Raw genomic sequence first — 18,068 nt, 5'->3', positions numbered from 1 at the left:
GCCCGCGGGGTCCGCGCCGGCCGGCGCGCCGCGCTGGCCCGGGGCCCAGGCCGGGACGGACATCAGCTGCGGCGCGGCCATGGCGTCCTCAGCGGCGCACCACGCGCAGCGAGCTGGCGGACTGGTCCGCGCCGCCGGGCATCTGCACCGCGCCCAGCTTCTTCAGGCTCTGCGCGTCGTAGAACGCCACCTCGCCCTGCGCGCCGCCGATGTACACCTCGCGCCCGTCGGAGGACATGTTGACGCTGTAGAAGGAGTGGTCCAGGTCCACCCGCTCGCTCTTGCCGCTGCGCATGTCGGTGCGCGTGAGCTGGTTGAACACGGTGAAGACCTCGTGCTGCTTCATCGGGTTCACCACCGAGGAGAACAGCACCACCGAGGCGTTCTCGAACTCCTTGAACGCCACCTTGTCGGTCTTCAGGTCCAGCGTCCACAGGCCGGCTTTCATGGCCTCGGGGCTGTCGGGCTTCCTGTCCGTGCGCGGCACGAAGTAGGGCGACACGAACACCCCGCTCTGCTCGTGCTGCGGCCAGAAGTTGAGCGTGTCGGCCTGGCCGAAGCCCGTGCGCTTCCAGCTGCGGAAGGGATGCATGCCCTGCACCGCGCCGGTCTGCGGGTCGAGCTTGAGCATCTCCCAGCCGAAGGCGTAGAGCGTCTTGCCGCTGGGCGCCCACAGCAGGTTGCCCACGCGCCGCGGCGCGGGCAGCGTGCGCACGGGCTCGGCCTTCACGCCGGCGGCGGTGTCGAACACGGCGATGTGCGGGTCCCGCGGCTGGTACTCGCCGGGCAGCAGCTCATTGCGCACGACGTACACGGCCAGCTCCTTGCCGTCCGGGCTCAGGTCCATGCCGTTGAAGGACTTGCCCCTCACGCTGCCGGCCGAGAGCTCGGCGCGGAAGACCTCCTGGCCCGAGTCGATGTCGATGCCCGACACCGTCTCCCAGTGGTTGTGCAGCACGTAGGCCACCTTGCCGTCGGGCGAGATGACGATGGCGCCGGGGCCGTGGCCCTTCGAGCCGTTGGGCAGCGGGTGCGCGTGCACCACCTTGCGCTCCTGCGCGTCGATGACCACCAGCGTGCCGGGGCGGCAGGCGGTGACGATGTAGTCCTTGGCCGCGGCCGCCGCGGCCAGGCTCGCGAGCAGCGCGGCCACGCCGGCCTGCAGCGCGCGGCGCGGAAAGGTTGAGCGGGGAATCTTCATGGCGTGTTCCTCGGGGCTGGTTCGGCGCGCGCTCACTTGGGGAACACCGACTGCAGCTTGGTCCAGTCCAGCGTGGCGCTGTCCACGCCCTCGCTCCAGCTGCGGTGGCTGTTCATGCTGTCGGGCACCTGCGCCGGCCACCAGCAGGGGTCGGAGCAGCCGTAGAGGTCGGCCTCCATCGGCTGGCACAGGCCGGCCACGCCGCCGAAGGCGTCCAGCTCCCAGCCGGGGTCGAAGGTCGTGGTGCAGCCCACCACCGAGGCGGACATCGCCACCACCTTCTCCACGCCGTCGTCGTCGGGCGCCTGGTCGATCTGGTGGGCTTTCTTGTTCAAGGGCTTGAGGCGGTTCACAGCTCGGGGCTCCTGTGGCTGACGTGGCGGTGCAGGAAGGCCGGGTTCTTGTCCAGCAGTTCCAGGTAGATCTCGATGCCGAAGTCCACCCACTCGCGCAGCAGCTCGCAGTAGTGGTAGACGGGCGAGTGCGGGTCGCTGAAGTGCGCGTAGGACTCGTGGTAGCAGCCGCCCGCGCACAGGTTGCGGATGCGACAAGTCGAGCAGCCGCGGTTGGAGCGGTCCAGCGCGTCCTCCAGGAAGCTGCCCAGCCGCTCCCTGGCGATGCCCTCGCGCACGTTGCCGAAGGTGGGCAGCTCCGAGCCGGTGAAGCGGTGGCACAGGTTCAGCTCGCCCTGGTGGTCCACCGCCAGCAGCCCCAGGCCGGCGCCGCAGGGCAGCGCCTTGCGCCGGCCCTCGTAGAGGTCGCTCATGAGCTGGTGCATGTTGGAGAAGCCGTTGTTCTCGCCGCGCAGCGCCGCGTCGCGGTAGGCGCGGCCCAGGCGCTTCATGGACTCGAACAGCGCGCGCAGCTCCGCGCCTTCGAGGTTGAAGGTGTCCACGGGGTTGCTGGTCACGGGCGCGAAGCCCACTTCCGCAAAGCCCAGCTCGTCCTTCAGGTGGCAGTGGATCGCCTCCACGTCGGTGTAGCCCGCCGTGAGCGTGACGCGCGCGCCCACGGGCTTGCTGCGGTAGCGCGACAGCAGCAGCCGCGTCTTGGCCGCGACCACTTCATAGGTGCCCTGCCCGCCGATGGTCTTGCGGCGGCGGTCGTGCACGGCCTGCGGGCCGTCCAGGCTGATGGAGATGCCGAAACGGTGCGCATCGAACCAGTCGATCAGCGCCTCGGTGAGCAGCGTGGCGTTGGTGGTGAGCGACAGGTCCAGCGCCTTGCCCTCCTCCGCGCAGCGCCGCTCGGCATAGGCGGTGGCGGCGCGGATGAGCGGCATGTTGCTCAGCGGCTCGCCGCCGAAGAACACGATGCTCACGCGCTCGCGCTTCGCACCCTCGCGCAGCAGCAGCTCGATGGCCTGCTCGGCGGTTTCCAGCGCGAGCTTCTGCCCCTTGCTGGGCGTGGCCAAGTCTTCCTTGTAGCAATAGGTGCAGCTGAGGTTGCAGCCGGTGTTGACGTTGAGCACCAGCGTGCTGAGCGGGAATTCCGTCACCTTCACGCCCGGACCGTGGTCGGGCACGGCGGGGTCCGGGCGCAGCACGCCCAGGGCGCGCAGGTCTTCGAGCGCGTCGCTCACCGAATCGGCCGGCGCATGGCCGTCGAAGCGGCGCCGCACCTCGTCGGCCTGCACGGTGGACAGCGGGCGCACGAAGTCCAGCACCTCGGCGGTGACGGGGTCCAGGTCGAAAAGGCCGGTGCTGGGGATGTGCAGCAGCACGCGGCGGTCGGGCAACCGCAGGTCGTGGAAGCTGCGGGCATCGACATGAAGAGGGGCCATGAGGGATCTCCTTGCGGCGGCGGGCATCAGCGGATGGGCGGGTCGTTCCAGCGCTGCACGGTGACGAACAGCGGCACCGAGCCGCTGAGCACGCGCGCGCCGTCCGTGACCCGGGCCGTGGCCTTGAGCTCGCCGGCGTTGTTGGTGCCGAACTTGCGCTTGGGGTTGGGGCCGGCGCTGGCCGGCCAGAACAGGCCGTTGGGCTCCATGCGGCCGACGGCGAAGTCGGTGTCGCCCATCTCGGCCGCCGCGGGCGTGAGGTTCTCCAGCGACCACTGCGCCGGCAGCGCGCCGATGCGCACGTCGTCCCGGGTGCCGCGCTTGCCGTCGGGCCCGACGGCGTAGCCCACGGCCTCCAGCTGCGCCGGCATCGGGGCGCGCGAGCCGCCATTGCCGCCCAGGCGCGTCATGGGGTGCTCGGGCTCCACCTTGAGGTAGTCCAGCTTGCGGTACACGGACAGGCCGTCGGCCAGCTGGGCCTCGCCCACGCGCACGCTGCGCCGGCCGTCGCGGGCGCCGGCGCGGGCCGCCACTTCCAGCACCACCTTGTCGGCGTCGCGGGAAACGACCTTCACCACCCGCAGGTCCGGCCCCAGCACGATGTCGCCAGCCAGGTTGGCGCCGTGGATGGCGAGCTGCTGCGTGCTGCCGGCGCGCAGCGCGGCGGGTGACACCGAGAGCACGGCGGCCGGCGCCTGGGCGTCGGCGCGCACGGCCACCAGGTCGCCGCCCAGCACGTCCTGCTCGGCGAGGAACCAGCGCCCGCTCATGCGCCGGCCGCCGGGCGCGATGCTCAGCACCTGCTGGACGGGCGTGCCGTCGGCCAACTTGAGCGAGGCACGCCACTCGTGCTTGCCGTAGACGATGCTGCGGCCCTGTGCCGTCTCGCTGCGGCCGTCGGCATAGCGCAGCGTGGTGCGGAGCTCGTAGCGGTCCTCGCCCTCGGCGCTGCGGCGGATCTCGGCCTCGCCCTCGTAGGCGCCCCAGCCCGGCCGGTAGCCGGCCAGGCGCCAGCGCCCGCTGGGGTCGGCGGCCGGGGCGGATTTCCATTCGCTCCAGGCGCTGCTCTCGTAGCCGTTGAGCCGGCCCAGCAACTGCGCCACGTCCTTGGACGCGATGTCGAACCAGTTGCGGTCGCGCCCGCCGGCCGAGTATTCGATGGAGGGAAACTGGCCGACGTGGAAATTCACCAGGCGGCGCCAGTCGTCCTCGGTGCGGCGCTGCACCGCGATGCGCGCGGCGGAATGGCAGCGCGCGCAGGTGTTGTCCACCAGCGCATGGCCGGGCTTCTCGATGAAATTGGGCCGCCGCTCCAGGATGTAGCGGTGCTCCGCGGTTTCGGACGGTGCCAGCCCGAAGTTGTCGGCGAGGTATTTGACGACCTGCTGCCGCTCTTCAGTCGTCAGCTTCACGCCATGGGCATAACCCATGCGCGCCACTGTCATGTCCCACCCTTCGGGCGTGCGTCGGCCGTCGCTGATTCGAAACCAGCGCCCGTCACCCTGGGCCGCATGGCAGGAGGCGCATTTGTTGTTGATCAGCTCCTTGCCGGAGAGCACCGGCTCGGCCGAATAACTCGGCAAGGCCGTGGAAACCCCCACCAGCGCGACGGCCGCGCATGCGAGCGCATGGCGCTTGAGAAATTGAAATCCAACTCTTTGCATAAGAGGCCTGCTGCGTTGCTTGAATCGATTTTTCGATGACGGGGCGTCCGGGTGCGCCGATATGGGGCATGCACCGCGTCCGTGCAAACACTTTACGAATCCGTGGCACGCGGCGTTATCGCGAAACGGCAATCTCCGGCGCTGGCTTTATCAAGAAACGGCAAAGCTGATTGAACCCGCCCTGAGGAAATCCCCCGTTGCGCCGGGAAAACCGGTGCCTATCATGGGCGGAGGCTGTTCTCGTGGCATGCGCCTTGCGTACCAGCGGCCATCCACCCCTGAAGTACTTCCATGCTCAGCACCGCATCACCATCGTGGCGTCGCCCCGGCCCCGCCATCGGGCCGATGATCAGCTCCACCGAGGCAGAAGACCCCATCGTCCAGGCTTCCAGCCTGAGCAAATGGTCACAGGAATATACCCAGCTCTCCAACGGTAAGTTTTTGGGCCGCACCGTGGATTTGTCGCTGGGTCCGGCGCAATTGCTGCGCGAAACTATGAACCAGGCGGTGGACCAGAAATGCCAGCCGCTGACCGATTGTTATTCCCTGGGCATGGCGGCCCATGCCGGCGGCACCTGGCAGAGCCGGCCGCTGGAATCCGAGACACTGTTTCTGCTGCCCTGTGGCGAGGCCGCGCGCCTGCGCACTCCCGCGCAGTCCGACATTCTGGTGGCCTTCATTGACCGTGCCGAATTGCAGCGCGGTGCCCGGCAGATATTGGGGATGGATGCCGACGCGCTGTTCGAAGGCCAGCGCGTGAAAAAGGTGGATGCGGCGGCGGCCGGGCGGTTCCGGGCGGCGTTGCACCAAATCATGGTGAGCGCGCTGGACAGCCCGGAGGCGCTGAATTACGAGGCCGCCACCCGGCGCATGACGGAAGCCATCGTCGAAGCCTGCCTGGACATGCTGAGCAGCGCCTCGGATATTCCGCGCGTGGAGCGCGACGCGCTGCGCGTGCACCGCGCCATCGTGGAAAGGGCGCGCGACTACATATTGGCGAACCGGGACAATCCGCCCACGGTCACCGAGCTATGTACCTACCTGAACATGAGCCGGCGCGGCGTGCACTACGCCTTCATGCAGGTGCTGGACGTCAACCCCGTCACCTTCATCCGCCACGTGCGGCTGCACGCGGTGCGCCGGGCGCTGTTGCAGGGCGCGGAGTCGGTGTCGGCCGCCGCGCACCACTGGGGCTTCTGGCATCTGGGCATGTTCTCCTGCTACTACAAGGAGCTGTTCGGCGAACTGCCGTCGGAAACCGCGCGCAAGTCGCCTCAGCTGCGGGACGTGCGGTGGCTGGCGGATGCATGATTTCAGTTTTTGGAAAGGTGGTTTGATGCGTCGGCCGAAAGCTGAAGCGCCACCCTCCTCGATCCGTCATTCCCGCCTTCGCGGGAATGACGAAGTAGTTATCGAGACAAATCAGCTTCCGGCCAACGCCCAGCCATTTTCCCTGGACAGCATTCGCCTCCGTGGCAATAACGAGGTGGGGTGCGAAGCGCCCTTGCCAACGCGATACCAATCAAAACGACTTGTTCACGCTCGCCACCCACCGCGTCCCCGCCACGTGTTTTCCGCGCCCGTCGGCATCGAAAAATGTCCACAGCGGGGCGCCGTTCTTTTCGGCCTTGGCATCGTTGTGGCTGACCGCCACGGCAAATTGCCAGGAGTCGAGTGAATAGGTCACCCCGGCCCGAACATCGGTGAAACTGTAGTCGCCCAGGTGGCGCACGTTCTGGCGCCCGGCATGCAGGTTCAACACCCAGCCCGGGGCGATTTCCGGATTCCAGTTGATTTCCAAGTAGCTGGTGCCGCGCGTGGATTTTTCTTCGCCCGTGGCCGGATCGATCGCCAACCCGGCGAAATGCTTGCTCACCGCCGCCCAGGCCGCGACGTTGAGGTCACCCTTGCTCAAGGAAATCCTGGCCTCGCCGGAGTCGTACTTGATGCGCCGGCCATTGAACTCGTAATAGGCGCCCGGATACCAGTAGCTGTAGACACCCACGTCCAGGCCATAGCCGTCGCCCAGGTCCTTGCGCCAACCGCCATAAAGGTCAATTTCCGTGCCGGAGCCATTGTTGTAGGCCGCATGCGAAACCCCGGACCCCCAGATGCCCGCATAGAAACCGCTGTCATGCGCCGCTTCCATCGCGGCCTGGATGGCCGGTTTTCCCTGCGTGAGCGTGATGCCGCGGAACAGGTATTGGGAAACCAGGGTCGCGTTGCCCGCCAAGGTCCAGGCGAGGGTCTGCGCCGGTGCGGCATTTTCCTGGGCCTGGCTGGTGGTGCAAGCCAGCAGTGCGCCGCAGGCCAGGCCCACGGCCTTGAAACGAATCGAGTTTGTCATGTGATTTTCCCGTGGTTTTCAGTGCCCTTGGTTTTCCGCAGCGGCACTCTGGAGGCACCCCGGGACACGCCATCCGCAGCCGGATGGCGGCTCATTTGAAAATGGAGTGCCGGGGAAAATATAGGCAGCCGGGCCTGGAAACCTTGTCAAGAAACGGCATGGCTATGGTGGCGGGCTGTCAAGAATCGGCAAGACCGCGCGGGCACCGGGCACCGGGCACCGGCGCCGCGTTCCTTGCACGCGCCCGCCCGTGCTCAGACCGCGATGAACGCCGACTTGGTTTCCAGGTAGGCGTCCAGCGCCGCGCGGCCCAGGTCGCGGCCGATGCCGGACTGCTTCAGGCCGCCGAAGGGCATGGCGGGATCCAGCAGCGCGTGGCAGTTCACCCACACCGTGCCGGCCTGCAGCCGGGGAATGAGCCGGTGCACGCGGCCCAGATCGTTGGACCAGATGCTGGCGCCCAGCCCGAAGGGCGTGTCGTTGGCCCAGGCGGCCACCTGGTCCACGTCGTCGTAGGGCATGGCCACCAGCACCGGGCCGAAGATCTCCTCGCGCACCACGCGCGCGTCGGGACCCACGTTGGCCAGCACCGTGGGCTTGACGTAGAAGCCCCGGTCCAGCGCGCGGCCGCCGCCCGTCACCACCTCGGCGCCCTGCTGGCGGCCGATGTCGATGTAGTTGCACACGCGCTGCATCTGCTCGCGCGACACCAGCGGGTTCACCTGCGCGGCCGGGTCCAGCCCCGGGCCCAGCGGCATGGCCTCGGCGATGGCCGCCACGTCGGCCACCACGCGGTCGAAATGCTTCCTGTGCACGTACAGGCGCGAGCCCGCGCAGCACACCTGGCCCTGGTTGAAGAAGATGGCGTTGGCCGCGCCGGTGGCGGCGCGCGCGGGGTCGCAGTCGTCCAGCACGATCACCGGCGACTTGCCGCCCAGCTCCAGCGTGCAGCGGGTCATGTTGTCCACCGAGGCGTGGCCGATGAGCTTGCCCACCTCGGTGGAGCCGGTGAAGCTGACCTTGTTGACCAGCGGATGGCGCACCAGCGGCGCACCGGCATTCGCGCCGTCGCCGGTGAGCACGTTCAGCACGCCGGCCGGGAAACCCGCTTCCTGGACCAGGCGCGCCAGGTACAGCGCGGTCAGCGGTGTCTGCTCCGCGGGCTTGAGCACCACGGTACAGCCCGCGGCCAGCGCCGGGCCCAGTTTCCAGGCCGCCACCAGCAGCGGGAAGTTCCACGGCACGATGGCCGCGATCACGCCCACGGGCTCGCGCCGGGTGTAGGTGACGAGTTCCATGCCCGGCGCGTAGGGCACGGAGGCTTCCTGGGTGCTGCCTTCGATCTTGGTGGCCCAGCCGGCGTAGTAGCGCAGCGTGTCCACCACCAGCGCCATGTCCACCGCGCGCGCCATGGCGGCGGACTTGCCGCTGTCGATGGACTCGACCTCGGCCAGCGCCTGGGCGTGCTCTTCCACCAGGTCGGCGAGCCTGAGCATCAGGCGCTGGCGCTCGGCCGGGCGCATCCGGCCCCAGGGGCCCTCGTCCAGCGCGCGGCGCGCGGCGCGCACCGCGCGGTCCACGTCGGCCTCGCCGGCGGCGGCCACGTGGGTGATGACGCTTTCGGTTGCGGGATCGACGGTGGCGAAGCGCTGCCCGTCGCGTGCGCCCTGCCATTGGCCGTCGATGAAGAGATCGAAGGCCGGCTGGTCCAGGAAGGCCGCGGCGCGGTCGGAGATCAGGGAACGGTCGATGGTCAGGCTCATGGGGCACCTCGGGTTGCGAAGGCCGCCACGGTAGGCAAGCGGCCGCCGCGCCGGCAGATCGGTGCGAACCCGGAGAAAAAGTTGTTCCGTGGCGGAACAACCGGGCGACCAGGGGCGGACCGCCCCCGCGCTCAACCGGCCGGCGCCACGGGAGCGCCGGCCTCGCTTTCGGCCAGCTGCCTATAGATGCGTCCGCGCGAGATGCCCAGCCGGCGCGCGGCGGCGCTGACGTTGCCCCGGCACTCCTGCAGCGTGCGGCGGATCAGCGCCCGCTCCTGTGCTGCCAGCGAGGGCGCTTCGGCCTGCGGCACCGGGGCCGGTGCGCTCGCGGGCTCCACGGCCGGCCCGGCTGTCGCGTCCGCAGCGCCGCCGCCGGTGGTTTCGGCCAAGGTGGCCACCGGCACCAGGCGACGCTGCCCGGCCGGCAGCCGCACCCGCGCCCACAGGCACAGCCCATGCGGCACTGGCAGCGGGAAGGGAACGTCGCGCTCGCCCAGGCGCCGCAGTTCGCCCGGCTTCAGCCCCAGCACCGCCTCGGCCGGCTGCGCACCGGCACCGTCCAGCGCCGAGACCAGGCGCCGCGCCGCCGTGTTGGCCCAGGCCACGCCGCCGTCGTCGTCCAGCCCGACCAGGCCCGCGGAGGGCGTTCCCAGGGTTTCGGGCAGCACGTGCATTTCCAGCACCGTGTGCAAGGCCGACTGCGCCAGCGCCAGCCGGCGCTCGATGCCGGCCGCGTGCAGGGTCACCAGCAGGGCGGGGTCGAAGCCGAGGTCGCGCTGCTCCAGCGCCAGGTTGAGCACGCCCGCCAGCCGGCCGTGCAGGTCGCGGATGGGCGCCGCGGCGCAGCGCATCACGGCCACCTGATCGAAAAAATGCTCGCCGCCGTCGATGCGGCAGAGGTGCCCGGTGCGCAACGCCAGCGCCGGCGCGTTGGTGCCCAGCGCGGCCTCCGACACGTCCATTCCCGGGCAGGCCACGCGGCGGCCCAGCGCCTCGCGCGGACCGGCGAAGGGCGCACTCGCCTGCACCACGATGCCCTGCGCATCGGCCAGCAGCAGGCTGGCGGCAGTGGGCCCCAGCGTGGCGGCCAGCCGCTCCAGCTCCACGCGGGCGGCCTCGCGCAGCGCCCGCGTGCGGCGCAGGGCCGAGTCCAGCCGCAACGCGGAGACGCGCGCGATCTCGGGCGCGTCGGCATGGCTGTGCCCGCGCGCGGCGCAGCGCATCCATGACTGCAGCACCGCCTCGCTCACCAGGCCCGTAGGCCGCACGCCCTCGCCGAAGAAGCGTTCGCGCGCCCGCGCGATGCGCGCTTGCGGCGTGGCAATGAAAGGCAGTTGCGGCAGCCAGGGCGCCGGCGGCGCGGGCGTGTCCCGGGGGTCGTTCGAAGGCATGGGCATGGCGGGCGGCACCATGGCACGGGCGGCCCGGGCCGCGCAAGCGTGGGTGCTTCGCCTCGGACAGGGCGTGCATGGCCACCAGCGCCGGCTCGGTCTCGATGCAGGCTTGCCGCAAACGATTATTGACCGACCGGTCGGTTGACATTAAGGTCCACCGCTTCATTGACGCCAGTCAACGGCCCGCTCAGGAAAACCCCGAGCCCCTTCGCGCATCCCGATCCGATGCGCGCGCACCGTTTTCAGAGGTCCCCGCATGAACCTGTTCGACACGCACCGCCCGCTGCTCGACGCCGCCGTGCAAGCCACTCGCACGCGCGGCCACTGGACGCCCTTCCCCGAGATGCCCTCGCCCAAGGTCTACGGCGAAACAGCGCAGGCCGAGGGCGAGGCGGCGGTGGCCGCGCTGTTCGGGCGCGACTATCCGCTGACGCAGCCCGGCGAGACGGGCCGCGTCGCCACCGAGCGCTCGCCCTACGGCGTGCAGCTGGGCATTCGCTATCCCGAGTGCGCGCCGCAGGCGCTCATCGACGCCGCGCTGGCCGCGGAGCCGGGATGGCAGGCCGTGGGCGCGCAAGGGCGCGTGGGCATCCTGCTGGAGGCGCTGATGCGCATCCACCGCCGCAGCCACGAGTTCGCGCGCGCGGCCATGCTGACCACGGGCCAGGGCGCGCTGATGGCCTTCCAGGCGGCCGGGCCGCATGCGCAGGACCGCGCGCTGGAGGCCATCGCCTATGCCTGGAAGGCGATGGACGACGTGCCGTCCGAGGCGCTGTGGGACAAGCCGCAGGGCAAGAACCCGGCGCTGGTGATGCGCAAGCAGTTCGAGATCGTGGGCCGCGGCGTGGCGCTGGTGATCGGCTGCGCCACCTTCCCGACCTGGAACACCTACCCGGGCCTGTTCGCGGCGCTGGCCACCGGCAACCCGGCCATCGTGAAGCCCCATCCGCACTCGGTGCTGCCGGCGGCGCTGACGGTGAGCGTGCTGCGCGAGGTGCTGGCCGAACAGGGGCTGGACCCCAACGTGGTGACGCTGGCCGTGAGCGAGCGCGCCGAGGCGACGCAGGCGCTGGCCACGCACCCGGCGGTGGCCTCCATCGACTTCACCGGCGGCAACGCCTTCGGCCGCTGGCTGCAGGCGCATGCGCGCCAGGCGCGGCTGTATGCCGAGATGGCCGGCGTGAACACGGTGGTGGTGGAGTCCACCGGCCAGTACGCCGCGATGCTGCAGAACCTGGCCTTCTCGCTGTGCCTCTACAGCGGCCAGATGTGCACCACCACGCAGAACCTGCTGGTGCCGCGCGCGGGCATCGCCACCGACCAGGGGCACAAGAGCTGCGAGCAGTTCGGCCAGGACCTGGCCGCGGCCGTGGACAAGCTGGCGTCCAATCCCAAGATCGCCTCCTCGGTGCTGGGCGCCATCGTCTCCGCGGACGTGTGGCAGCGGGTGGATGCGGCCCAGGCTTCGGGCCGCGTGCTGCTGGCCTCGCGCGCGCTGCCGCATCCCGACTTCCCGGAGGCGCAGGCGCGCACGCCGCTGATCGTGGCGCTGGACCAGGCCGATGCGGCGGTCTATCGCCAGGAGTGCTTCGGCCCGGTGTCCTACGTGGTGGCCACCGACTCGGCGGCCGCCGCGGCGGACCTGGCCGAGTCCGTGATCCGCGAGCACGGCGCGCTCACGCTGGGCGTGTACTCGACGGATGAAGGCTTCATCGAGCGCATGGAAGGCGTGGGGCGGCGCGCGCGGGTGGCGCTGTCGGTGAACCTGACGCAGGGTGTCTACGTCAACCAGGCGGCGGCGTTCTCCGACTACCACGGCAGCGGCGGCAACCCGGCGGCCAACGCCAGCTACACCACGCTGGCCTTCGTCGCCGACCGCTTCGTCGTCGTGCAGCGCCGGCGCCACGTTTGATCGGGGTCGGGCAAGCCAAGGATGGAGTAGCCCACCGCAGGAACCGCGGGCAGCGGCGTCTTGGACGGAAACGTCGGGAATTTGCCTCGGATGGACCGCGTTCCAGGAGGCCGGGAGCCTGCCCGTCTTGCCTCAGCCTCCTGGCCTACCGCCGACGTACAGGAGTTGTCTGCGCGAGCTTGAATCTTCCTTCGGCAACGAACCTGGCCTCCGCCATCACGCTGATGTCGTACACGCCGGGGGGAAGCTCGCGAATGGGGATCAGCACATCGAATGCGCCATCCGGCTTCACGTCCACGGTCATGTCGATCAGCGCCGAGCTCTTGTCATGCTCCGACACCACCACCACGCGAAGAATGGCGCCGGCATGCTCCGTATAGCGGGATTCGAGCTGGATGGATGGTGCGTCGGCCACACCTTCTTCCCCGGTGCTGCAGCGCACGTCGCTGCAATAGACGATCTGCACCGGACGAGCACCGGGCGGCCTCTCTTGGGCGGCCAACGGCCACGTGGGCGCTGCATACAGACCGCAGGCCACGGAAACCGCGGTGACGGAAGGCCAGGATTTCATGACACCCATGGGCGCTGACTCCAATCTGGAACTGAACTGGTTGCGGCACGCTGCGAGCGCATGTGGCCGCGCAGGTCCCGGTGCTTCGGCTGACGGGCGGCTGAAGCAATGCCTGCGGGCTCACATCTCGGCCAGGGGCACCTTGGCGCCGTGTTCATCGGCATTGAGCACCGTGACCAGGCCGCCCAGGTCCGCATTCAGGCGCTCGAGCGTCGAGACGTCCAGGGACTGCAGCGCACTGGGCAACACGCCTTCGAAGGGACCGGGCGCCGCACGCAGCGCCTTGGCGCCGGCCGTCTGGAGCTTGAGCCGCACGACCCGCTTGTCAGGGCCATCCCGTTCCGCCGAGATCAAGCCTTTCTCGATGAGGCCCTTGACGAGGTTGCTGGCCGTGGACTGGTGGATGTCCATGGCTTGAGCCAGCTCGCTGACCCGGATGCCCGCCGTGTCGCGGATCACGCTGAGCGCCCACACCTGGGCGCCGCCCAGGCCGACCTTCTTTTCGACGTGCTGGAAATGGGTCTTCACCGCGTTGAAGACCTGCCTGAACTGCCTGAGCACCTCCGCAGCCAGCTCATTTTTATCGGACGACTGCGGCGGCTTTCCCACCGGCTTCTTGCACGCAATGGACATCGCCGGATGATATTCAAGCCCGGGGATGATCCGTCACCGCGGCGCCCGGCCGTGGCAGTTTCACGACGTGCCGCTTCGAAACTGCTCGATCGCCGCTTCCACCATCCCTTCGGCACTGCCGCGCTCGCGGTGCTGGCGGCGCAGGTACGACGCGTCGCCGCCGGCCTGGGCCACGTCGCGGATGTGCTGCAGCGCGGCGCCCGACTCCAGGGTCTCGGCGTGCGGCGCGAGGCCGGACAGCGTGGCCAGAATGTCCTCGCGCACCGTGCGCGACTCATAGGTCTTGGGGTCCACGACGGTCCCGTCGAGGCCGAAGCGGCAGGCCTGGAAACGGTTGTAGTTGTAGACCAGATAGTCGCTCTCGGCCGGCGGCGGCTCCTTGCGCTGCAACAGGCTCAGGCAAAGCGTCTGCAGGTAGCACGCCAGCGCCGCGGCCCGCTCCACCGTCAGGGGCGTGTCGCACACGCGCAGCTCGATCGTTCCGAACTCGGGCTTGGGCCGGATGTCCCAATAGAAATCCTTCATGCTGCGCACGATGCCGGTGCGCTCCATGTGCGCGAAGTAGTCGCCCTCGAAGTCGCTCCAGCGCAGCACGAAGGGCGCGCGGCCGCTGAGCGGAAAGGCGAACACCGAGTTCAGGCGCGCCGAGTTGAAGAGCGTGTCGCTGCCCTGCACGAAGGGCGACGAGGCCGACAGCGCGATGAAATGCGGGATGTAGCGGCTCAGCGAGTGCAGCAGGAACATCGCGTCGTCGCCCGATTCGCAGCCCACGTGCACGTGCTGGCCGAAGATGGTGAACTGCTTGGCGAGATAGCCGTACAGCGCGGACACCTCCTTGAAGCGCGGCTTGGAGAAGATCCTGCGCTCGGACCACTGCTGGAACGGGTGCGTGCCGCCGCCGCACACGCCCACGTTGAGCATGTCGCCCGCGTGCACCAGCGCGTCGCGGATCGCGTGCAGCTGCGACAGCAGGCCGGCATGGCGCGAGTGCACGTCGGTCGAGATCTCGATCATGCTTTCCGTGATCTCGGGCACCACGGTGCCTGGGAACTTGCCGCGGCCGAGCAGCTCCAGCATGTCGGGACTGGCTTCCACGAGATCGAAGTCGCTCAGCGACACCAGTTGCAGCTCCAGCTCGACGCCCAGCGTCAGCGGCTTCGAGGTCTTGAAGGCTTCCAGCGGCATCTCAGGCCTCCTCGGATTCACGGCATTCGCCGGCGCGGCGCAGCGCGTATTGCGTCACGACCGGGCCCGCCAGCTCCAGCAACAGGGTTGCGGCCGCCAGGGGCGCCAGCTGGTCGAGCAGGTCGATGCCCAGGTAACGGGTCTGGTCCAGCAGCAGGATCACGAACACGGAGATGGGCGTCAGCGCCAGGCCCGTCAAGGCGCCCTTGCGCCACGAGATGCCGCTGGCCCGCGCGAGCGCCGTGACGCACAGGACCTTGGCCGCCAGGCGTACCGCGACCAGCGCCAGCGCCAGCCCCAGCCCGGCCATGACCCGCGGCCACTCCACGGCCATGGCGGTGTAGGTGAACAGCGCCACCGCGAGCAGCTCGCCCAGCGCGCCGAAGTTGCGCTGCGTCTGCGTGAGCGCCACCCGGCGATGTCGCGCCGCGAGGCCGAAGGCCAGTGCCGCCAGCAGCGGCGAGAGCTTGAACGCCTGCGCGATGCCCACCAGCAGGATCACGGCCACCGCGAAGGCCACCGTCGCGTCGCGGCCCAGGGGCCCCAAACTCCGCAGCAGCGCGGGCATGCCGGTGCCGAACGCGATGCCGAGCGCCGCCGATCCGACCAGCACCAGCACGCTGCTGGACACCGCCTGCCACGCGTTGCCCGAGCTGTCGAAGGCCCAGAAGCCGACGACGACCTTGAACACGAACACCGAGAGCACGCAGTTGAGCGCCGTCAGGTGCAGCACCCGCTCCGTCACCTGCCCCGCGCTGCGCTGCTCGTTGACCACGCGCATGATCGCGGCCGGCGAGGTGGACATCGACAGCGACGCCAGCAGCAGCGACGTGAGGATCGGCGCCCCCCATGCGCGTGACAGCAGGTAGACCGCGGCACCGGTCACCGCGGCTTCGAACACGCCGCTGGCGCCGAGCCACGGATTGATGCGCAGCCAGCGCAGGTTGATGCGGTAGCCGAACTCGAACAGGATCAGCCCGAACGAGATGTTGGCCAGCAGCATGCCCGTGCTGTCGCCCGCCGCGGGCAGCAGCGCGCCTCCGAGCTGCGCGCAAGCGAAGCCCACCAGGGCGTACAGGCTGATGCGTGGCAGCTTCGTCCAGCGGTGCCCCAGTTCGCCCACCAGCCAGGCCAGGGCCAACAGCAGCGGCCAGCCCAGCTCCGTGGCGGCAAAGAATTGTTCGAAGGTATCCACCGTGACCTATCGCTCCCCAGCGCGCTTGAGCAGTTCGTTGCGGATCTCCTGCAGCTTGTTCTTGAGCCGGCGCTCGTTCACCGGCCCGGTGCGCAGCAGCATCTTCTGGCCGGCCGACAGCGCCTCCAGTGCCGGGTCCGCGAACTCGTAGCGCACCCACGGCTGCGTGGACGGTATGGGCCCCTTCACCTCGGTCAACTGCACCGGGATCGGATCTTCGACGTCCGGCGTGGCCAGCAGCTGGTCGATCACCTGCAGCAGCCGGGTGTTGAAGTAGCCTGTCGGATAGCCCAGCTCCTCGTAGCTGCGCTGCAGCAGCGGGTACATCTGCACGTACAGGTCCACCGCGCGCGCCACGCTCACGGTCTCCGCCAGCAACACCAAGGGCGTGTAGCGCAGCGCGTTGTCGGCGGAGATGAAGGTGCGCCCTTCGCGCTCCTCCACCGTGAAACGCCCTCCGGTCGGATTGAGCGGCCACAGGCGGGAAGGCGCATGCGTGCGCCCCAGGTTGTCGATGGTCGCGACGAAGCGCCGCGCGAAGTCGTCCGTCTGCAGGAAGGTCAGCACGGCCTTGCGGCCCAGCAGGTTGACCAGCGCCGAGGCGATGTCCTCCTCCCCGGCCAATGGTGCCGCGGCCGCGGGCACCTCGACCTGCATCTCCGGTGCCGGCTGCGACGCTGCCGTGCTCGCTTCGGTGGCGCTCGATGCCGCTGGCGGCGCGGCCTCCACCGTCTCGGCTTCAGGCTGCACGGGCATGGGCGGCGGAACTTCGTCCTGGCTGCGCCAACGCAAGGCAACCACGGCGACCACCGTGGCGACGGCACCCACGAACATGGCGCGACCGGTGAGGCTCATGGCTGTACTCCATAGGTTTCAAGAAATCGACGCGTGCATTAATGTTTGTGCAAATGTACATCCTTCGGCCCCAGCCCCTCCCGAGCTGGCATGGTCTGGCACCCAGGCCACCGTCCCTTTTCCTGGCTTGATGAGTTTGCAACCGTGTTGCCCTATGCCACGGCACGCGGGGCGAGGGACGACTTCATCGCTTACCTCATGCGGCAAAGCGCCTCCCAGGACCGCTGCCAGGCTCCCTGCCGCGCGAACGTTGAAATTAGCTGTTTTCCATGACCAAGGTTGTATTGCCGTCCCTGCTGCTCGGCAGCCTGCTCGCGTTTTCCGCGCAGGCCGGTACCGAGGAGGCCGCCATGCCCATGCCCTGTATCGGGCCCGTTTGTGTTGGAGCCGAGCTTCAGTCGATGCTGGAGCTGCCCTGGCTGGAAGTGAAGCCGCCCGCGGGTGACGCCGGGCGCACACGCGGCCAGCGTCGCATGGCGGGAGCGCTACGCGGCCAGCCACGGGACATGGCCACCGTGCTGGCGTACTGGCCGCAGCGCTGGTTCAATGGGCCGGCGCTGCGCGCACTCTCTTCGCTTCACGCCGTGTGCGAGGACATGGGCTACTCCTGGCGACCGCGCGCGATGCTCAAGGGCCCGGGCGGTTCCCGGCTGACCGTTGCCTTCGAACCCGTGCCCTCGCTGAGCGCTCGACAGCATTTCCGCGTGGCCACGGTATCGGTCCGGTTCCCGAAGAACGCGGATGCCGCGCAAATCGAGCGGGCACGCGACGAGATTCGTGGTCGCTATGCGGCGTACCCCACCTATCCCACGAACGATCTGCCCGCAGTGCTCTGGCGGCTCGACGCCTCCGGGCAGGCGTCGGCCAGGCTTTTCGCACCGCTGCGGGTTGCGGAGCAGTCCGTGGCTGCGCTTCGCGAACAGCCGTCCTGCAGGGCACAGCCTGTGGACTCCCCGGTCAGCTCGGCTTCCGTGGATGCCGGGCCAGAAACGTAGCTCGCGGGCGCCATGCTTTCACGCCAGCACCGATGCGAAGCACGCGATGATTCAGGCCATGCCGCCCCCTGACGAGCCCGCCGCCTCCACCGCGCCCACGCCGGCGTGCGAGGCCCGCGTGCGGCCCCCTAAAGCACCCCTGCCGGACATCGACGCGGCCCGCTGCACCGGCTGCGGCCGCTGCATTGCGGTCTGTCCGGTGCACGTGCTGAGCTTCTATACCGAACGGTGGACGAAGTTCGCCGTGCTGGTGGAGGCCGATCCCTGTACAGGCTGCAGCCGGTGCGAGGCGCGCTGTCCCTTCAACGCGATCACGATGCGTCCGGCCGCGCAGGTCAAGCCACATGGCAGCTGAGCGCCAGCAGCCCCTGGCGTCTTCGCGGACGGCTTGCGGCGGTGGAGTCGCCTCATCCTGCGGAAGACCCGTTCAAGCCTCGCACGTCCGAAGAAGCGAGGTGAAACATGCATCACCATCCGCGCCGCGTTGGCATGGTTGCCCCAGCCACTGTACGTTCATGGCGCTGTTCGCGTTATGTGTTGATGAGCTGGTGGCCGAGGCCTGAGATGATG

The 18,068-nt window shown here is 69.2% G+C and carries 16 protein-coding genes; 4 read left to right on the top strand and 12 right to left on the bottom strand.

All coding sequences use genetic code 11. From position 1 onward, the window contains the following. Nucleotides 1-88: 88 nt before the first annotated feature. From peaD to peaA, 4 genes are read right to left on the bottom strand one after another with little or no spacing between them, the layout of a single operon-like run. Nucleotides 89-1,201, bottom strand: coding sequence for a quinohemoprotein amine dehydrogenase subunit beta (gene peaD / locus Q0741_RS10760; RefSeq protein ID WP_298233197.1), 1,113 nt, complete (start codon nucleotides 1,199-1,201; stop codon nucleotides 89-91). A gap of 32 nt (nucleotides 1,202-1,233) precedes the next feature. Next, nucleotides 1,234-1,554 (bottom strand): quinohemoprotein amine dehydrogenase subunit gamma, encoded by a 321-nt coding sequence (gene qhpC, locus Q0741_RS10755; protein ID WP_298233196.1) that lies wholly within the window; start codon nucleotides 1,552-1,554, stop codon nucleotides 1,234-1,236. Beyond that, nucleotides 1,551-2,984, bottom strand: a complete 1,434-nt coding sequence (gene peaB, locus Q0741_RS10750; protein WP_298233195.1) for a quinohemoprotein amine dehydrogenase maturation protein — start codon at nucleotides 2,982-2,984, stop codon at nucleotides 1,551-1,553. The genes qhpC and peaB overlap by 4 nt, the downstream gene beginning before the upstream one ends. A 26-nt stretch (nucleotides 2,985-3,010) precedes the next feature. Beyond that, complete coding sequence (peaA, locus tag Q0741_RS10745; protein ID WP_298233194.1) at nucleotides 3,011-4,648, bottom strand: quinohemoprotein amine dehydrogenase subunit alpha; 1,638 nt, start codon at nucleotides 4,646-4,648, stop codon at nucleotides 3,011-3,013. A 291-nt stretch (nucleotides 4,649-4,939) separates the two neighbouring features. On the opposite strand from peaA, the gene Q0741_RS10740 reads away from it, so the two are divergent. After that, nucleotides 4,940-5,959, top strand: a complete 1,020-nt coding sequence (locus tag Q0741_RS10740; protein ID WP_298233193.1) for a helix-turn-helix domain-containing protein — start codon at nucleotides 4,940-4,942, stop codon at nucleotides 5,957-5,959. 211 nt (nucleotides 5,960-6,170) lie between these two features. On the opposite strand, the gene Q0741_RS10735 is transcribed toward Q0741_RS10740, so the two are convergent. The 3 genes from Q0741_RS10735 to Q0741_RS10725 all read right to left on the bottom strand — a co-directional run bounded on the left by Q0741_RS10735 (nucleotide 6,171) and on the right by Q0741_RS10725 (nucleotide 10,155). Next, entirely contained in the window at nucleotides 6,171-6,995 is an 825-nt protein-coding gene (locus tag Q0741_RS10735; RefSeq protein WP_298233192.1) for a TorF family putative porin, read from the bottom strand. Nucleotides 6,996-7,249: 254 nt separating this feature from the next. Beyond that, nucleotides 7,250-8,758, bottom strand: coding sequence for an aldehyde dehydrogenase family protein (locus Q0741_RS10730; protein WP_298233191.1), 1,509 nt, complete (start codon nucleotides 8,756-8,758; stop codon nucleotides 7,250-7,252). Between the two features lie 131 nt (nucleotides 8,759-8,889). Continuing rightward, nucleotides 8,890-10,155, bottom strand: a complete 1,266-nt coding sequence (locus Q0741_RS10725; RefSeq protein ID WP_298233190.1) for a helix-turn-helix domain-containing protein — start codon at nucleotides 10,153-10,155, stop codon at nucleotides 8,890-8,892. Nucleotides 10,156-10,408: 253 nt separating this feature from the next. Between Q0741_RS10725 and paaN the strand changes: the two genes are divergently transcribed. Then, entirely contained in the window at nucleotides 10,409-12,064 is a 1,656-nt protein-coding gene (gene paaN / locus Q0741_RS10720) for a phenylacetic acid degradation protein PaaN (protein WP_298233189.1), read from the top strand. Between the two features lie 145 nt (nucleotides 12,065-12,209). Here paaN and Q0741_RS10715 read toward each other — a convergent pair whose 3' ends face one another. The 5 genes from Q0741_RS10715 to Q0741_RS10695 form a co-directional block, all read right to left on the bottom strand. After that, nucleotides 12,210-12,644: a hypothetical protein gene (locus tag Q0741_RS10715; RefSeq protein WP_298233188.1), complete on the bottom strand. Its 435-nt coding sequence runs from the start codon at nucleotides 12,642-12,644 to the stop codon at nucleotides 12,210-12,212. Nucleotides 12,645-12,755: 111 nt separating this feature from the next. Next, on the bottom strand, nucleotides 12,756-13,268 hold the full coding sequence (locus Q0741_RS10710) for a MarR family winged helix-turn-helix transcriptional regulator (RefSeq protein WP_298233187.1): 513 nt from the start codon (nucleotides 13,266-13,268) through the stop codon (nucleotides 12,756-12,758). Nucleotides 13,269-13,328: 60 nt separating this feature from the next. Beyond that, complete coding sequence (locus tag Q0741_RS10705) at nucleotides 13,329-14,453, bottom strand: YbdK family carboxylate-amine ligase (protein WP_298233186.1); 1,125 nt, start codon at nucleotides 14,451-14,453, stop codon at nucleotides 13,329-13,331. 1 nt (nucleotide 14,454) lies between these two features. Next, nucleotides 14,455-15,648, bottom strand: coding sequence for a cation:proton antiporter (locus Q0741_RS10700; protein WP_298233185.1), 1,194 nt, complete (start codon nucleotides 15,646-15,648; stop codon nucleotides 14,455-14,457). Nucleotides 15,649-15,654: 6 nt separating this feature from the next. Beyond that, nucleotides 15,655-16,503, bottom strand: a complete 849-nt coding sequence (locus tag Q0741_RS10695; RefSeq protein WP_298233184.1) for a DUF3014 domain-containing protein — start codon at nucleotides 16,501-16,503, stop codon at nucleotides 15,655-15,657. Nucleotides 16,504-16,772: 269 nt separating this feature from the next. Between Q0741_RS10695 and Q0741_RS10690 the strand changes: the two genes are divergently transcribed. Continuing rightward, the gene (locus tag Q0741_RS10690; RefSeq protein WP_298233183.1) at nucleotides 16,773-17,498 is read left to right on the top strand and encodes a hypothetical protein; all 726 of its coding nucleotides are present in this window, start codon (nucleotides 16,773-16,775) and stop codon (nucleotides 17,496-17,498) included. A 58-nt stretch (nucleotides 17,499-17,556) separates the two neighbouring features. Then, complete coding sequence (locus Q0741_RS10685; protein ID WP_367184095.1) at nucleotides 17,557-17,853, top strand: ATP-binding protein; 297 nt, start codon at nucleotides 17,557-17,559, stop codon at nucleotides 17,851-17,853. The last annotated feature ends 215 nt before the right edge of the window (nucleotides 17,854-18,068 follow it).

The sequence above is a fragment of the uncultured Azohydromonas sp. genome (assembly GCF_937926365.1).
Taxonomy (GTDB): Bacteria; Pseudomonadota; Gammaproteobacteria; order Burkholderiales; family Burkholderiaceae_C; genus Azohydromonas.
This window is presented reverse-complemented; position numbering and strand designations above follow the sequence as displayed.

Coding starts and splice junctions, on each gene's coding strand:
- Q0741_RS10715 (WP_298233188.1), bottom strand. CDS start 12,644: ATGGGTGTCATGAAATCCTGGCCTTCCGTCACCGCGGTTTCCGTGGCC.
- Q0741_RS10740 (WP_298233193.1), top strand. CDS start 4,940: ATGCTCAGCACCGCATCACCATCGTGGCGTCGCCCCGGCCCCGCCATC.
- Q0741_RS10695 (WP_298233184.1), bottom strand. CDS start 16,503: ATGAGCCTCACCGGTCGCGCCATGTTCGTGGGTGCCGTCGCCACGGTG.
- Q0741_RS10730 (WP_298233191.1), bottom strand. CDS start 8,758: ATGAGCCTGACCATCGACCGTTCCCTGATCTCCGACCGCGCCGCGGCC.
- Q0741_RS10710 (WP_298233187.1), bottom strand. CDS start 13,268: ATGTCCATTGCGTGCAAGAAGCCGGTGGGAAAGCCGCCGCAGTCGTCC.
- peaA (WP_298233194.1), bottom strand. CDS start 4,648: ATGCAAAGAGTTGGATTTCAATTTCTCAAGCGCCATGCGCTCGCATGC.
- Q0741_RS10685 (WP_367184095.1), top strand. CDS start 17,557: ATGCCGCCCCCTGACGAGCCCGCCGCCTCCACCGCGCCCACGCCGGCG.
- peaB (WP_298233195.1), bottom strand. CDS start 2,984: ATGGCCCCTCTTCATGTCGATGCCCGCAGCTTCCACGACCTGCGGTTG.
- Q0741_RS10705 (WP_298233186.1), bottom strand. CDS start 14,453: ATGCCGCTGGAAGCCTTCAAGACCTCGAAGCCGCTGACGCTGGGCGTC.
- Q0741_RS10735 (WP_298233192.1), bottom strand. CDS start 6,995: ATGACAAACTCGATTCGTTTCAAGGCCGTGGGCCTGGCCTGCGGCGCA.
- peaD (WP_298233197.1), bottom strand. CDS start 1,201: ATGAAGATTCCCCGCTCAACCTTTCCGCGCCGCGCGCTGCAGGCCGGC.
- Q0741_RS10725 (WP_298233190.1), bottom strand. CDS start 10,155: ATGCCCATGCCTTCGAACGACCCCCGGGACACGCCCGCGCCGCCGGCG.
- paaN (WP_298233189.1), top strand. CDS start 10,409: ATGAACCTGTTCGACACGCACCGCCCGCTGCTCGACGCCGCCGTGCAA.
- Q0741_RS10690 (WP_298233183.1), top strand. CDS start 16,773: ATGACCAAGGTTGTATTGCCGTCCCTGCTGCTCGGCAGCCTGCTCGCG.